Source organism: Pseudomonas sp. AC247, from assembly GCF_979258015.1.
Genome location: NZ_OZ409829.1, coordinates 2,509,680 through 2,523,126 on the forward strand (window position 1 = coordinate 2,509,680; position 13,447 = coordinate 2,523,126).

13 protein-coding genes are annotated in these 13,447 nt (G+C 60.9%); 6 read left to right on the forward strand and 7 right to left on the reverse strand.

Annotated elements, in window-relative coordinates:
• Positions 1 to 66: 66 nt before the first annotated feature.
• The gene (locus ACZZ0B_RS11635) at positions 67 to 1,185 is read right to left on the reverse strand and encodes an aryl-sulfate sulfotransferase (RefSeq protein WP_463545242.1); all 1,119 of its coding nucleotides are present in this window, start codon (positions 1,183 to 1,185) and stop codon (positions 67 to 69) included.
• Between the two features lie 64 nt (positions 1,186 to 1,249).
• The gene (locus ACZZ0B_RS11640; RefSeq protein ID WP_463545243.1) at positions 1,250 to 2,236 is read right to left on the reverse strand and encodes an ABC transporter substrate-binding protein; all 987 of its coding nucleotides are present in this window, start codon (positions 2,234 to 2,236) and stop codon (positions 1,250 to 1,252) included.
• 48 nt (positions 2,237 to 2,284) lie between these two features.
• Between ACZZ0B_RS11640 and ACZZ0B_RS11645 the strand changes: the two genes are divergently transcribed.
• Complete coding sequence (locus tag ACZZ0B_RS11645) at positions 2,285 to 3,388, forward strand: GlxA family transcriptional regulator (protein ID WP_463545244.1); 1,104 nt, start codon at positions 2,285 to 2,287, stop codon at positions 3,386 to 3,388.
• A 13-nt stretch (positions 3,389 to 3,401) separates the two neighbouring features.
• Here the strand turns inward: ACZZ0B_RS11645 and ACZZ0B_RS11650 are convergent, their stop codons facing one another.
• From ACZZ0B_RS11650 to ACZZ0B_RS11660, 3 genes are all read right to left on the reverse strand, one after another.
• Positions 3,402 to 4,586, reverse strand: a complete 1,185-nt coding sequence (locus ACZZ0B_RS11650; protein WP_463545245.1) for a DUF2252 family protein — start codon at positions 4,584 to 4,586, stop codon at positions 3,402 to 3,404.
• An 87-nt stretch (positions 4,587 to 4,673) separates the two neighbouring features.
• On the reverse strand, positions 4,674 to 6,002 hold the full coding sequence (locus tag ACZZ0B_RS11655) for an ATP-binding protein (RefSeq protein ID WP_463545246.1): 1,329 nt from the start codon (positions 6,000 to 6,002) through the stop codon (positions 4,674 to 4,676).
• Positions 5,999 to 6,721, reverse strand: coding sequence for a response regulator (locus tag ACZZ0B_RS11660; protein WP_463545247.1), 723 nt, complete (start codon positions 6,719 to 6,721; stop codon positions 5,999 to 6,001). The genes ACZZ0B_RS11655 and ACZZ0B_RS11660 overlap by 4 nt, the downstream gene beginning before the upstream one ends.
• A 147-nt stretch (positions 6,722 to 6,868) precedes the next feature.
• Between ACZZ0B_RS11660 and ACZZ0B_RS11665 the strand changes: the two genes are divergently transcribed.
• The 5 genes from ACZZ0B_RS11665 (at position 6,869) to ACZZ0B_RS11685 (ending at position 11,849) form a co-directional block, all read left to right on the forward strand.
• The gene (locus tag ACZZ0B_RS11665; RefSeq protein ID WP_008077389.1) at positions 6,869 to 7,183 is read left to right on the forward strand and encodes a hypothetical protein; all 315 of its coding nucleotides are present in this window, start codon (positions 6,869 to 6,871) and stop codon (positions 7,181 to 7,183) included.
• Positions 7,183 to 7,842, forward strand: coding sequence for a DUF3313 domain-containing protein (locus ACZZ0B_RS11670; RefSeq protein WP_463545248.1), 660 nt, complete (start codon positions 7,183 to 7,185; stop codon positions 7,840 to 7,842). Before ACZZ0B_RS11665 ends, ACZZ0B_RS11670 begins: the two co-directional genes overlap by 1 nt.
• Before the next feature lie 1,060 nt (positions 7,843 to 8,902).
• Positions 8,903 to 9,262 (forward strand): DUF6124 family protein, encoded by a 360-nt coding sequence (locus ACZZ0B_RS11675; RefSeq protein ID WP_463545249.1) that lies wholly within the window; start codon positions 8,903 to 8,905, stop codon positions 9,260 to 9,262.
• A gap of 271 nt (positions 9,263 to 9,533) precedes the next feature.
• Positions 9,534 to 11,036: a glycine betaine/L-proline transporter ProP gene (gene proP, locus ACZZ0B_RS11680; protein ID WP_158830965.1), complete on the forward strand. Its 1,503-nt coding sequence runs from the start codon at positions 9,534 to 9,536 to the stop codon at positions 11,034 to 11,036.
• A gap of 219 nt (positions 11,037 to 11,255) precedes the next feature.
• A complete protein-coding gene (locus tag ACZZ0B_RS11685) occupies positions 11,256 to 11,849 on the forward strand; it encodes a DUF502 domain-containing protein (protein ID WP_008077553.1) in 594 nt (197 codons plus the stop codon).
• Between the two features lie 15 nt (positions 11,850 to 11,864).
• On the opposite strand, the gene ACZZ0B_RS11690 is transcribed toward ACZZ0B_RS11685, so the two are convergent.
• Positions 11,865 to 12,461, reverse strand: a complete 597-nt coding sequence (locus ACZZ0B_RS11690) for a hypothetical protein (protein ID WP_440093718.1) — start codon at positions 12,459 to 12,461, stop codon at positions 11,865 to 11,867.
• 1 nt (position 12,462) lies between these two features.
• Positions 12,463 to 13,251 (reverse strand): DUF2092 domain-containing protein, encoded by a 789-nt coding sequence (locus ACZZ0B_RS11695; protein ID WP_463545250.1) that lies wholly within the window; start codon positions 13,249 to 13,251, stop codon positions 12,463 to 12,465.
• Between the last annotated feature and the right edge of the window lie 196 nt (positions 13,252 to 13,447).

Below are 13,447 nucleotides of genomic sequence, written 5' to 3' on the forward strand. Positions count from 1 at the left end.
GAGGAGTCGATACTTCGCTGCGCGTGGCGTGCGTGAGCGTGATCGTTGCGGTGGATGTGTAGGTGTTCAGTCACGCAGCCATGGCAGATCTGCGCGCTGATAACGGTGGGCACGGAATATCGCGTTGTTGGCGCCCGGCAGATAACGTTGCGAGGCCGCATCGGGATAGGTCGCGAAGTGCGGATTGACGTATTCCCAGACCACTTCACCGGCCTGAGTGACTTCGAACAATCGGCCGAAGTTGGCCTCGGTGATCAGTGTGTTGCCGTTGTGCAAACGCTGTGCGCCGCCCATGAACGGGGTGAAAAAGGCGTAGCCCGGCGTATCGGCGTATTGCCATTCAATGCGCTGCGTCGACGGGTTGATTTCGAGGATGCGCGAGTGCGGCATGCTCACGTGCGGACGGAAGATGCCGTTGTCGAATACCAGTACGTTGCCGTTTTCCAGTTCACTCGGGCAATGTTGCTGCGCGACCAGATCGTGGCCCAGACGCCACAACACTTCGCCACTGCCGCGTTGCACGGCAATCACCGACGAAACGCTGCGCAGGCTGAGGATCACTTTGCCGTCGCGACCGGGCGTCACCGCATTGGTCATCGGCCAGTGGTGACGTTCGAAGCATTCGTGCAACGGATAATCCTCAGGGCGCAGGTGTTCCCAGCTGCGCCACTCCCAGACTACGTTGCCCTGGCGATCGACTTCCTTGACCACGTCGGCGTAAATCACCCCGCCCGGTGCTTCGCTGCCGGGAATGCCGCCGACCACGCGCCGGGCCAGCTCTGCACTTAAAGGCTCGGCGGTGGTGTAGAGCAGATGGCCGTTGTCGAGCCATTGCGCATCGTGGTGATGCAGCAGATCCGTGTGTTCCCAAACCACTTCGCCTTGCGGTGTCACTTCGCTGAACGCGCCGCCGTGCCACACCGACCAGCCCGGAAACAGGTCCGGTGAATCCGGATGGTTGCCGTTGTAACCGAGGTTGCCGTTGCGCAGGATCACCGCGTCGCGGCCAGGGCGTTGTGGCAGTTTCCAGCGATGGACGACCTCGCCATCGAGGTCGATGAGGAACACATTGCCCTGCGCCGTTTGCGGGGCGAACAGCGTGTAGCCGCCAGCGCTGCGGGCATGGTCGACAGCGATCAGGCCGGTTTTGCGCCGCTTGAGGGTGGTGATTTCGAGGTTAGGCATGGCTTTTCTCCAGGCGTGTGAGTCCCGGCCGCCAGCAAAGCGGCACGGTGAACAGAAAGGGTTGTCAGGGGGTGGGCAAGGCGCTGTTGAAACGGTCGTCGAAGATCTGCTCGACCTGCAACGGTCGTGGAATCAGCCGTTCGCTGGCGAACATATCGGCCAATTGCTGCTGCGAATGGATCACCGACGATTCGATCGGCACGTAATGCAGGTCCTGTTGCGCAAGCATCTCTTGCACCAGCGCCACGGGGAGTCGGGTGGTTTGCGCAAACACTTCGGCCCACGCCTGCGGGTGCGCAGTAGCCCACGCTTGGGCACGGGCCAGTCTGCCGAGCAGATCGCCCAGTTGCGCTGCCCGCTGCGGATCATTCAGGGCCTTGAGGCTGGCGACGGTGAAATTCAGCCCGGTTTCCGGCCAGGCACTGCCGTCCACCAAAACCCGTGCGCCGCGTGACGTGGCCTGGCCCACAAACGGATACCACACCGCCCAACCCTCGAGTTTGCCGCTGGCAAAGGCATTTTGCGCATCCACCGGGCTGACATAGGCGATGCTGACATCGCGTGGCGTCAGGCCCGCTTGATGCAGCGCCGCCAGCAACAGATAGTGGCCGCTGCTGCCCTTGGCCACGGCAATGCGTTGACCCTTGAGGTCGGCGACTTGCGTGACCGTCGAACCTTGCGGCACCAGCAGCGCATTGTTGTTTTGCGCGCCGCTGGCCACTCCGACGATGCGCACGTCATAGCCTCCCGCCTGAGCGAACACCGGCGGCGCATTGCCGACGACACCGGCATCGATCGCCCCGGCGCTCAGCGCTTCGAGCAAGGTCGTGCCGGCCAGAAACGGATGCCACGACAATGCATAGGTGATGCCTTGGTCTTGCCCCGATGCCTTCAGCAACGCTTGGGTCAAACCGCTTTGGTCACCGACTTTCAACGCTGCCTCGGCCGCCGGCACCGCCAACAACAAAGTCGCGCAGCACCACAGTGCTTGCAGGCACTGGCCGAGATGACGGGTGAGTGAATACTTGGCAGTCGCGGGTTTTACCGGCATTGTCGTGGCCTCGTTTTTTGCGTTGAATTCAGTATGTCGAGGCCCGCCGTGCCGCTCCATGCCAAACACCCCTCCTTTGCTGCCATGGCGGACACCCCGCCGCAGCCAGTCCGCACCGTCGTGGTGTTGGCGTTCGATGATCTGTTGTTGCTGAATGCGGCCGGGCCGTTGGAGGTCTTCGCTGCGATACCGCGTGTGTTGGGCGGCGCTTTCAGCAGTCAACCGCCCTATCGCTTGCTGATGGCGTCGCCGCAGGGTGGCGAGGTCTTGTCGATCTCGGGCATCAGCGTCGCGACCTGCTCACTTGCTCAGATCGATCAGATGGCGCCGCAGATCGACACGTTGATCGTCGCCGGTGGCCCGGGAATGGCGGCGCTGGAAGCTGACGAACAGGCCTGTGACTGGTTGCGGGTGCGATCAACGCAGATCCGCCGGCTCTGTTCGATCGGTACGGGTGCTTTTGCCTTGGCGGCTGCCGGGTTACTCGATGGCCGGCAAGTGGTGACGCACTGGAAATTTGCCGCCGAATTGCAGGCGCGCTATCCGGCGGTACATTGCCAGACCGAGGCGCTGTACCTGCACGACGGCAATCTGTGGACATGCGGCGGCGCAACCGCCGGGATTGATCTGGCGCTGGGGCTGGTCGAACAGGACCTCGGCGCGCAAGCGGCGTTGACGCTGGCGCGGTATTTCACGGTGTTCCTCTGGCGCGGCGCGGAGCAGCCGCAACTGAGCGCCTCGCTTAATGCCCAGTCCAACGCCTTGCGCACCGATCCGGACGTGCGCCTGGCGCGGCTGCATGCGTGGATTGCGGCGAATCTGAACGGTGACCTGCGCGTGGAGCGACTGGCTGAACAGTTCGGCATGAGCCCGCGCCATTTTGCCCGCGCCTACGTTGCCGCCACGGGCGAAACACCGGCGCAAGCGGTGGAGAACCTGCGTCTGGAAACGGCCACTCGGTTACTCAAAACCACTAGCGAGCCGATCAAACGCATTGCCGAAACAGCGGGTTTTGGCCGGGAGGAACGCATGCGGCGCGCGTTCCAAAAACACTTGGGCACCAGCCCAAATGGCTACCGCAGCGAAATGAAAGCCACCACGGCAGTTGGGGCCCAGCCGTTGGGCATTGCCTTGGCGGGACTGGCCCAATAGCCCGACGCGCCAGTCAATGCTGTAGCGCGTACCGCCGACAATGTTCCAGATAGCCCTTTTCATGATTGCCGACCAGTTGCACGACGCTGGTCCACAGCCAGGAAGGCGCGTCCAGACGTTTCGAACGACAGGTTTGCAAATCCGCCATCCACTCGGATCGGGTGGCCAGATCCATCTGCCGCGCATGTGCCACGCCGACGACCCGCGCCAGATAGCCGGCCGCGAGCATCGCATCGCGCTGACTCAACTGATCCAGTTCCAGCTTCATGTCCTGCGGCAGCAACTCGCGAACAAAAAAGCCGTGATCAAGCATGCGTGTCGCCAGCATCCGATTGCCCAGCCCCGGTGAAAGAAACCGCGCGCCTTCGACCACGCGTTTGCCGTTGTCGCGGGGCATGGCCGCTCGGGCGGCACGGGGGGCGGCGGCACCGACGGCTTCCTTGATATCGAGCAGGCAATATTCCTCGTCATCGCCCTTGCCCACGCCCAGCAGCACGGCATAACGCTTGAGCCCCAACGAACTGCAGCCCTTCACCCAATACGCCGAGTCGAGCATTTTCACCCGATCATCCTTCGAGCGGCCCTTCAACGACGTCACCAGCGTATGGATTTCCGGCGTCGCGCAGAGGGTTTTCAATGCAGCGCGTTCATCGCGCGACAGCGCCCAGAACTGTTTGCCCAATGGAATGGTCGGTTTGGTGCTTTCGATGCGCTCCTCGGCCAAATGCTTCCAGGTGCGTTGCACGGCACTGCGCATGCCGGCTTTGACTTGCGCCGGCCGTGGCGGGTCTTCATCCAGATCACCGGCGAAGGCTTGCTCATAGCCGCGCATCATTTCTTCGAGCATGCGTGCGGTCGCCACGCCAGGCAGGTCCGAGCCCCGCGCCGCCGTGGCCAGCGACAGTGCCAAGCGCACCAGGTCATGCGCCGGGTTGCCGATGACGGTCTGGTCGAGGTCGCGAATATGAATGTCGATCTGCCCTTTGAGGTCTCCGGTCGGGCCGAGATTGCCGGCATGGCAATCGCCGCAGATCCACACCGCCGGGCCTTTGGGCAGGCTGCGGCCCGGTTGGCTGTGCAGCCACTCGTAAAATTGCACGGTGCTGCCGCGCACATAAGCGTGCGCCGAGCGGGCCATTTTCAGATTGCGCAGTTGCGACAGCGGTTCAAGTCGGGCGGAGGGACGCGGGGTTTTCATGGACACTTCTTGTGCGGGATGTGAGCTGTTGACCGCCCGCAGCGCACGAATGTTTCAAAGTGTTTCAGGATATTCGCAACCCTTTCGTTATTGCGGCAGCTCGACTCGCGCCAATAACCCTGCGCCGTGACGGTTGCTCAGCGTCAGCTCGCCCCCCTGTTCACGCACGATCGCGCGCGCCGCCGACAGCCCAAGACCAACGCCCCCGGTGTCGCGGTTGCGCGAAGCTTCCAGGCGAAAGAACGGATCGAATACCTGCTCCAGCGCGGCCTCGGGTATACCGGGGCCGGTGTCGCTGACTTCAATGCAAATCGAATACTCATCAGCGCGCAACGTAATGCGCGGCTGCTGCGCGTACTTCACCGCGTTCTCCAGCAGATTGACGATCACCCGTTTGATGCCCAGCGGTCGGCCGTCGTACACCAGATGCGCCGGGCCGCTGAAATCGACCTCAATCTGCTGATCTCGATAGTCATCAATGATGGTTTGCAGCAGCTCCGACAGGTCGAACGCGGTGCTTGGCTCGCGGTGCGTGTCTTCTCGAAAGAACGCCAGTGCCGCGTTGATCATCGACTGCATTTCTTCGACATCGCGAATCAGCTTGCGCTGGTGATCGAGGTCTTCCATGAATTCGCTGCGCAGGCGCATGCGCGTCAGTGGTGCGCGCAAATCATGCGAGATCGACGCCAGCATGTGGGTGCGCTCGGCAATAAAGTGCTGAATCTGCGCCTGCATGGTGTTGAACGCGACGATGGCCTGGCGAATTTCGTGGGGGCCTTCGATCTTGATCGGTGGCGCCCGCAGGTCCGTGCCGAATCGCCGCGCTGCACGGGAGAAACGTTGCAACGGATTGGCCAGTTGCCGAGTGGCGATCCAGGCAACCAAAAAGGTCGCGATCAGGCCCAGGGCGATGATGATTGCGATCCGCGTGCCCAGCTCCAGACCCCAGCTGCGTTCAGGCGGAATAAAGGACAACCAGCTGCCGTCCGCCAGTTGCACCAGCGCGGCGTAATGCGCACGGGGATTGTTGCGCGGCCAGTCGTCAGGGTTGAAGGCTTCGATCTTGCGATCGCCGCCGAGCAGTTGTTGCAGCACCGGCACCCGGCTCGCTTCGACGCGAACGCCGTCATTGGGCAGATCGAAATCGGCGCGCTGCGCTTTCCACGACACTTGCAGCATGGCGCTGCTCGCCGCGTCCGCCAGCTGCGGGCGCAGGCTGACGGGCGCCGCCTCGATCACCCGCGAGGTCGCGGCAATCTGCTCAAGCAGCCCCGTGCGTTCAATGGGCGGGCGCGCCCAGATGCCGGCGACCTGCACGAACAGCGCGTTCAGCGCCAGTGAGGCGAGCATCGCTGCGACGATGGTCAGGGCAATCCGGCGGCTGAGGGTATCGCCCGGTAACAGTCGGCGGATCACGAGCGCGTGACCTTGGCCGTGAACATATAGCCGCCGTTACGCACGGTACGGATCAGGTCCGGGCGCTTGCTGTCCGGCTCGATCTTGCGGCGCAGACGGCTGACCTGCACATCGATGCTGCGATCAAACGCGTCGTGGCCCTGGCCGTGGGTCAGGTCGATCAACTGTTCACGGGTGAGGATGCGCTGCGGATGGTCGAGAAACACCACGAGCAAATCGAACTCACCGCCGGACAGCGGAATCATCACGTTTTGCGGTGAACGCAATTCGCGGCAGGTGATGTCCAGATGCCAACCGGCGAAGGCGATCACCGGCCGCGAAGGCTCGACCGCCACTCGCTGCTCGCCCGCGCGACGCTGCAAGGCGCGTACCCGGGCGAGCAGTTCCTGCGGGGCGAACGGTTTGGTCAGGTAATCGTCTGCGCCCAGTTCCAGCCCGACAATGCGGTCGCTGAGCTCAGCCATGGCGGTGAGCATGATGATCGGAATGGCCATCTGCGCCCGGACCTTCTGGCACAGGCTCAAACCGCCTTCGCCGGGCATCATCAGATCGAGAATGATCGTGTCCGGGCGCTGCTCGGCGATCGACGCCCACATGGCCTCGCCGTGGGGCGCCACGTCGACGTCATAGCCGTGCTGAACAAAGAACTTCTTCAGCAGCGCGAGAATTTCCACGTCATCGTCGACGAACAACAGTCTGCTCACGGTTACAGGATCCATGGACCAAAAAGAGGCTATCTAAAGCCATTTCGCCGCCCGGGTCATTTATTTCAATCGAGCAACATTCCTGCACGCCAGACATCAAGCGGACATCGTCTGGCAAAACCTCTCGCGCATTCTGCAGCCATTCCAATCGAGGGGGTTCGCATGAAGGTATTGAACAACAGCCATTGCACCGAGGGACAGCACAGCAACCGTCCCTTGATCCTCAGCCAGCGCACCGCCGCGCTCGGCCCCGACACGCCGGTGGTGTTTCAGGAATCGTGCCTGGGCGTGTCGGGCGATCAGAGCCGGATCGTGCTGCGCCGCTACTTCGAGCAATTCAGCCCGACCAGTGCGCATTGGGTCGAGTACGTGCACAGCATCGCGGCCGCCGACCTTGTCGAATGGATCATGCGCCACGGCCAGTTGCACATCGAGTGCTCGGATCACAGCACACCCAAGCAGCAGGCAGCGCGTTGATGAGAAGCCATTGCCTGATGACCGTGTTGTGTAGCGCCTCGCTGAGTTTGTCGGCCTGCAGCAATCAAAAGGTCGAACACACCGGGTTTCTGCATGACTACAGCGTGTTGAGCGAGCGTCAGTCGCCATCCGGTCAACCGCTGCTGGCGTGGGTCAGCCCGGCCCTGGCGAGGGCTCGCTACACTCAGGTGTACCTGGCGCCAAGCCAGTTTTACCCGAGTGCCGAGCCGACCGAGCGCATCCCGCTGAGCACCCTCGCTGGCGTCACCGACTACTACGACGCGGCGCTCAGGCTGGAATTGGGCAAGGTCTTGCACCTGGTCAATCAGCCGGGACCGGACACGTTGGTCGTACGCCCCGCCATCACTCAGGTCGCCACCAGCACTCAGGGCTTGCGCTTTTATGAATGGTTGCCGGTCACGTTAGTGGCGGCCGGAGTGAGTACCGCTGCCGGCATCCGCGATCAGGACAGTGAAGTCGCCACCGAGGTGTCGTTCGAGGACGGTTCGACCGGCGAAGTGATCGCCGAAGTGGTGCGCACGGGCACCGGTGTGGCACTGGAAAACGACCAACAAGTGCTGACGGCCGATGACGTCAAAGTCGTGCTGGATGGCTGGGCCAGTGATCTGCGGCAATCGTATGTAGGGCTTCGTCGCTAGTACCGCGGCTTTGTTGTTTAACGTGCAGATCACGGTGTATTTCCATCCGTCTATGGCCATGCCGGGACCGCGATCCTTGGCTTTTAAACACCCACGTTTAAAAGACACGCCAAGACATGTAATCAGGCTACGCAACCTTGCGTAATTGCCTACAGCTACGCCAGAATCCGCCGGCTTGTGCGCCTTGGGGGTGGGTTCTATTGTGGTCCGGTCGCTGACAAATCAGCGATCGGGTTTAGCAGCCCTGATCAATCAAGGCGCACAGCGCTCCAGATCGTTGCTCTCGATATTTATCGCAACGGTGCTTCATGGCGGCTGTGCGCGGGATACCTCCGGGTATGCCGGGTTCCTTGATTCCCGGTCTGCGAACCTGCGTACAGCTGCCACCTCTCTTCGTTTCGCAGCGAAATGTGGCGGCTCACCATGATCAAACCCGCCCCCTCACTACACCGATATCTGTAGGAGCTGCCGAAGGCTGCGATCTTTTGATGTTGGGACGCAGAGCGTCCCCGGCGGCATTCCCACGCAGAGCATGGGAACGATCAAAATCGCAGCCTTCGGCAACTCCTATGTATGGTCGCCCCATCATTCAACCCTCTTTTGAACACTGCTACCCTATTGCATCTATGTATAAGGCCTATTGATCGTTCCCACGCTCTGCGTCCCAACATCAAGATTGCAGCCATGAACATTTACCCGATGACGACTCCGGAGACTGCCATCTTTGGCTTTTAAACACCCACGTTTAAAAGACACGCCAAGACATGTAATCAGGCTACGCAACCTTGCGTAATTGCCTACAGCTACGCCAGAATCCGCCGGCTTGTGCGCCTTGGGGGCGGGTTCTATTGTGGTCCGGTCGCTGACGAATCAGCGATCGGGTTTAGCAGCTCGGCAATTATCAAGGCACGTGAGTTCCGCCAATATGTAATGGCGGCTTTGCGTGGGGCACTTCGGTGCGCCGGGATCCTTGAGCCTGGTCTGCTAACCCGCGTACAGCCGCCACCTCTTCGTTTAGCAGCGATGGCTGACGGCTCCATTTTTCTCAAGGAGCTTCACAATGATAAAACCAACGCCTAACCCGCCCGAATCCGATCTCACCTCCCCCTACGAATCCCTCGATTCAAAAAAACTCAACGACGCCGCCGACCGCGCCCTCGATCACTACCTCTGCCCGCCGGACTCCACGCCACCGCCCCGTAAACCTCGCAGGATGTACGCCGTAACCGCCGACTTCAAAAACGAGGAGCTGCTGGTCGATGCCTGCGAAACCCTCGCTAGCGCAAGAACCATCGCCAATGACTTCGCTCATCTCATACCAGCGTCGCAGCGCCGGACGCTGTTGGGCATTGCGCAACTGATCATGCTCGGGGAACTGGCGGTGAATCGGGTGCTGGATAATCTGCAATTGCCGAGCTAACCCTCGCCCTTCACTACACTGAGATCTGTAGGAGCTGCCGAAGGCTGCGATCTCTTGATGGTGGGACGCAGAGCGTCCCCGGCGGCATTCCCACCCATAGCATGGGAACGATCAAAATCGCAGCCTTCGGCAGCTCCTACAGAGGTGTGCGGCGAAAAAAAGCGCCGAGCAGTGAATTATTTCGTGTCCTCATGTATCTGAGCCAAAGAGCACGCGCCATCAAATCGATGGCATTTACGCGGCAAGATGGATCAGCAAAGAGAATACCCGGATGAAATCACGCAAAAAAACCGTCAAGCCGATCGGCCTGAACGACATCACCATTGTCGACGACGCCAAGATGCGCAAGGCGATCACCGCCGCCGCTCTGGGCAATGCCATGGAATGGTTCGACTTTGGTGTCTATGGCTTTGTCGCCTATGTGCTCGGCAAAGTGTTCTTCCCCGGAGCCGATCCCGGCACGCAGATGATCGCCGCGCTCGCGACGTTCTCCGTGCCCTTCCTGATCCGGCCGCTGGGCGGTTTGTTCTTTGGCGCGCTGGGCGACAAGTACGGACGGCAGAAAGTCCTCGCCGCGACCATCGTGATCATGTCGCTGAGTACCTTTGCCATCGGCCTGATCCCGTCCTATGCCTCGATCGGCATCTGGGCGCCGATCCTGTTGTTGCTGGCGAAAATGGCTCAAGGGTTCTCGGTCGGTGGTGAATACACCGGTGCGTCGATCTTCGTTGCCGAATACGCGCCGGATCGCAAACGCGGTTTCCTTGGCAGCTGGCTGGATTTCGGCTCAATCGCCGGTTTCGTTTTCGGTGCCGGTGTGGTGGTGTTGATCTCGACGACGCTGGGCGAAGCCAAGTTTGAAGAATGGGGCTGGCGCCTGCCGTTCTTCCTCGCCCTGCCGCTGGGCATGATCGGCCTCTACTTGCGCCATGCGCTGGAAGAAACCCCGGCGTTCCAGCAGCACGTCGAAAAACTCGAACAGGGTGACCGCGAAGGCCTGGCCCGTGGCCCGAAAGTGTCGTTCAAGGAAGTCGCGACCAAACACTGGCGCAGCCTGATGACCTGCATTGGCGTGGTGGCCGTGACCAACGTCACCTACTACATGCTGCTCACCTACATGCCGAGCTACCTGTCGCACAACCTGCACTACAGCGAAAACCGTGGCGTGCTGATCATCATCGCGATCATGGTCGGCATGCTGTTCGTGCAGCCCTTGATCGGTTTCGTCAGCGACAAGATCGGCCGCAAGCCTTTCATCGTCGTCGGCAGCATCGGTTTGTTCATTCTGGCGATTCCGGCGTTCATGCTGATCAACAGCGGCAAGATCGGCTTGATCTTCGCCGGCCTGCTGATGCTGGCGGTGCTGCTGAACTTCTTTATCGGCGTCATGGCTTCTACCCTGCCAGCGATGTTCCCCACGCACATTCGCTACAGCGCATTGGCCGCAGCTTTCAACGTCTCGGTGCTGATTGCGGGTTTGACGCCGACCGTGGTCGCCTGGCTGGTTGAAAGCACCAACGATCTGTACATGCCGGCGTATTACCTGATGGTCATCGCCGTGGTCGGCCTGGTCACCGGCGTGACCATGAAGGAAACCGCGAACAAGCCCCTGCGTGGCGCTGCACCGGCGGCCTCGGACCTTGAGGAAGCCAAGGAACTGCTGCAAGAACACCACGACAACATCGAGCAGAAAATCGAAGACATCGACGCCGAAATCGCCGCGCTGGAAGCCAAGCGCCAAGAGTTGGCGCAACAGCATCCGCGAATCGACTGAGGCCAGATCGAACCGCACTCAGCAGAGAACATGCTCGTCATTGTGGCGAGGGTGCTTGCTCCCGAACTCTCCAGGCATCATGCGTGGGACGCTTCGCCCCCCCCCCAGCGGGAGCAAGCGTCCTCGCCACCTGTCATTTCTCCCCTCAAGCCATATCGAACATGTCGCCCGGCATCAGCTAGCCTTGAATGCGCATCGCCCGTTATTCAAGGAGCCGTCATGTTCAAGTTCATCAAGACCACCGTCATCGGTGGGCTGTTGTTTATCCTGCCGCTGGTGCTGATCGTCGTGTTGATCGAAAAAGCCATTCACCTGCTGCGCGGCCCCGTCGAGAAGCTGCTGCCGATGTTCAAGGGTTTTGATGTGGCTGGCGTCACGCTGGTGACCGTTGCCACGTTGTTGGGGCTGATCGTCCTGTGTTTTCTCGCCGGATTGCTCGCGCGCACTTCAGTGGCGGCGCGGGCGCTGGAGGCCACCGAGAACAAGTTGCTGAGCAATTTGCCGGGCTATCAGCTATTCAAGGACACCACCGCGCGGTTTGCCGGGATGGAAAACGAAGAGGGTTCGAAGGTCGGCATGATTGCCGAAGGCGAAGGCTTTCGGCTGTGCCTGATCGTCGAAAGCGTGGATGACTGGCTGACGATTTTCATGCCGGACGGTGGTCCTGCCGGCGGCACCGCCGGTGAGGTACGGCTGGTGCCTGCCGCGCAAGTCATCGTCAGCGATCTGTCGTGGCTGACGCTGGCCACTGGTTTGCGCCGTGGCGGACGCGGGATGTTGGCGCAGATGCAACCCTGGCTGCCGAAAGCCTGAAAGCCTCAGCCCTGCTCAAGGTGCATTGACCACCACATACGTCACATCACTGCCCTGATACTGCGGTTGGTACCAGGTCGAGCCGCATTGCATGTAGGCAACGTTGTAGCGAATCACCTGCACGCAACTGCTGGGCATTTGCGCCGGGGTGAAAATCGAGCCGACCACCGCCGCCGTCACCGCGACTGTCGCCGTTACGGCCGCTGCCGTCGCAATTGGATGGTAGTTATCGTCGTAGCCATAACGGCCATGGCCGTCGACATCGATGTCGACATCGCGGTGATTGTCGATATTGACGTTACGGTTGACGTTGCGATTGCTGTTGTTGACGTAAGTGCGGTTGCCGACATTGTTGCCGGCATTCACCCGATTGCCGGCGTTCACCCGGTTATTCGCATTCACCCGATTATTGGCGTTCACATGATTGGCCCGCTGCGGTGCGTTGATTCGCTGCGCCCGTTGCGCGTTGGGTGCCGGCGCGCGGTTGACGTTGGCGCGGGCATGCCCTTGAGCACGTTGCGGCCGGGCGTCGGCCTCGGCGACATAACCTGTGGTCAACAGCGTTGCGGCGGCCAGCGACAACAACAGACTCCACGTCATCGACTTGTTCATGTCACTGCGCTCCCTGATCGCTGGCTTTTTTAAACGCAATCGCCACATCGCCCTTGCCCGGTTTGAAGGTGAATTGCGTCTCCGGGATGGTCGGCTTGAGGTTCCACTGATACACCGCGCTGTACTCGGGATAGCTCTTTTCGTCCGTGGTGGTGATCACCAGTTTGCACGGCAAGGGTTTGTCGGAACGGGTCAGCCACAGTTGCCAGTCGATGCCTTCCTGGCGAAACGCCAAGTGGTCGCAGAGCTGGCCCTTGATGATCGACGGGCCTACGTACAACGCAGCTTTCAAGGCATCGATCTGTGCCTGATCGCTGCCGAACAGAAACAGATCCTCCATCGGCACCTGCACACCGTAGAAGTTCTCGACCCTGTGCAGGGTTTCCGCCACGGTGGCCGGGGCGTCGACTGTGGTGTAGTACTTCAGGTACGGCGAATACTGGGTGAGTTTTTTGCCGTTGTAGAAGAACTCGCGGGTGCGCACATCGCCTTCGCTTTTCGCGTACAGACGATCGTGGCCGACCACTTTCAGGGTGTTGGCAGACTCGGTCTTGATCTTCTGCCCGGACTCCAGAACCGTGTCGCGCGAGACTTGGGCATCTACCTGAAATTTCGGCAGGCTGCGCAGGTAATTGCCCATGTCGATGAGTTTGTCGACCACTTGCGGATTGATCAGTGGCGCGTCGTCGGTAGCCTCGGGCGCAGGGCTGGCGGGCGGGTCTTCGGCGCGCACGGGCGGCGCGAGAACCAGCGTGAACATCAGGCAGACAATACTGGCTGGGGTTTTCATCGGTTCCGCTCCTGTCCCTGCGTTGGGCGTTGCGCCCCGAGGGCGACTGACTGACCAGCCTAGACCGCAGAGTTGTTGTGCGCCAATGCGCACAAAGGCCTTGCCCACTGATAGCCAAAGGCTGCTACGCCACGTATCTCCAAGGCCCTGAAATAGCGGCTTGGACGCTGGAAAACCGTAAGAAACGGCCTACGCT

Excerpts from the sequence above, each read along its gene's own strand:
- ACZZ0B_RS11635 (WP_463545242.1), bottom strand. The coding sequence starts at position 1,185 with ATGCCTAACCTCGAAATCACCACCCTCAAGCGGCGCAAAACCGGCCTG.
- ACZZ0B_RS11640 (WP_463545243.1), bottom strand. The coding sequence starts at position 2,236 with ATGCCGGTAAAACCCGCGACTGCCAAGTATTCACTCACCCGTCATCTC.
- ACZZ0B_RS11650 (WP_463545245.1), bottom strand. The coding sequence starts at position 4,586 with ATGAAAACCCCGCGTCCCTCCGCCCGACTTGAACCGCTGTCGCAACTG.
- ACZZ0B_RS11660 (WP_463545247.1), bottom strand. The coding sequence starts at position 6,721 with ATGGATCCTGTAACCGTGAGCAGACTGTTGTTCGTCGACGATGACGTG.
- ACZZ0B_RS11665 (WP_008077389.1), top strand. The coding sequence starts at position 6,869 with ATGAAGGTATTGAACAACAGCCATTGCACCGAGGGACAGCACAGCAAC.
- ACZZ0B_RS11670 (WP_463545248.1), top strand. The coding sequence starts at position 7,183 with ATGAGAAGCCATTGCCTGATGACCGTGTTGTGTAGCGCCTCGCTGAGT.
- ACZZ0B_RS11675 (WP_463545249.1), top strand. The coding sequence starts at position 8,903 with ATGATAAAACCAACGCCTAACCCGCCCGAATCCGATCTCACCTCCCCC.
- proP (WP_158830965.1), top strand. The coding sequence starts at position 9,534 with ATGAAATCACGCAAAAAAACCGTCAAGCCGATCGGCCTGAACGACATC.
- ACZZ0B_RS11685 (WP_008077553.1), top strand. The coding sequence starts at position 11,256 with ATGTTCAAGTTCATCAAGACCACCGTCATCGGTGGGCTGTTGTTTATC.
- ACZZ0B_RS11690 (WP_440093718.1), bottom strand. The coding sequence starts at position 12,461 with ATGAACAAGTCGATGACGTGGAGTCTGTTGTTGTCGCTGGCCGCCGCA.
- ACZZ0B_RS11695 (WP_463545250.1), bottom strand. The coding sequence starts at position 13,251 with ATGAAAACCCCAGCCAGTATTGTCTGCCTGATGTTCACGCTGGTTCTC.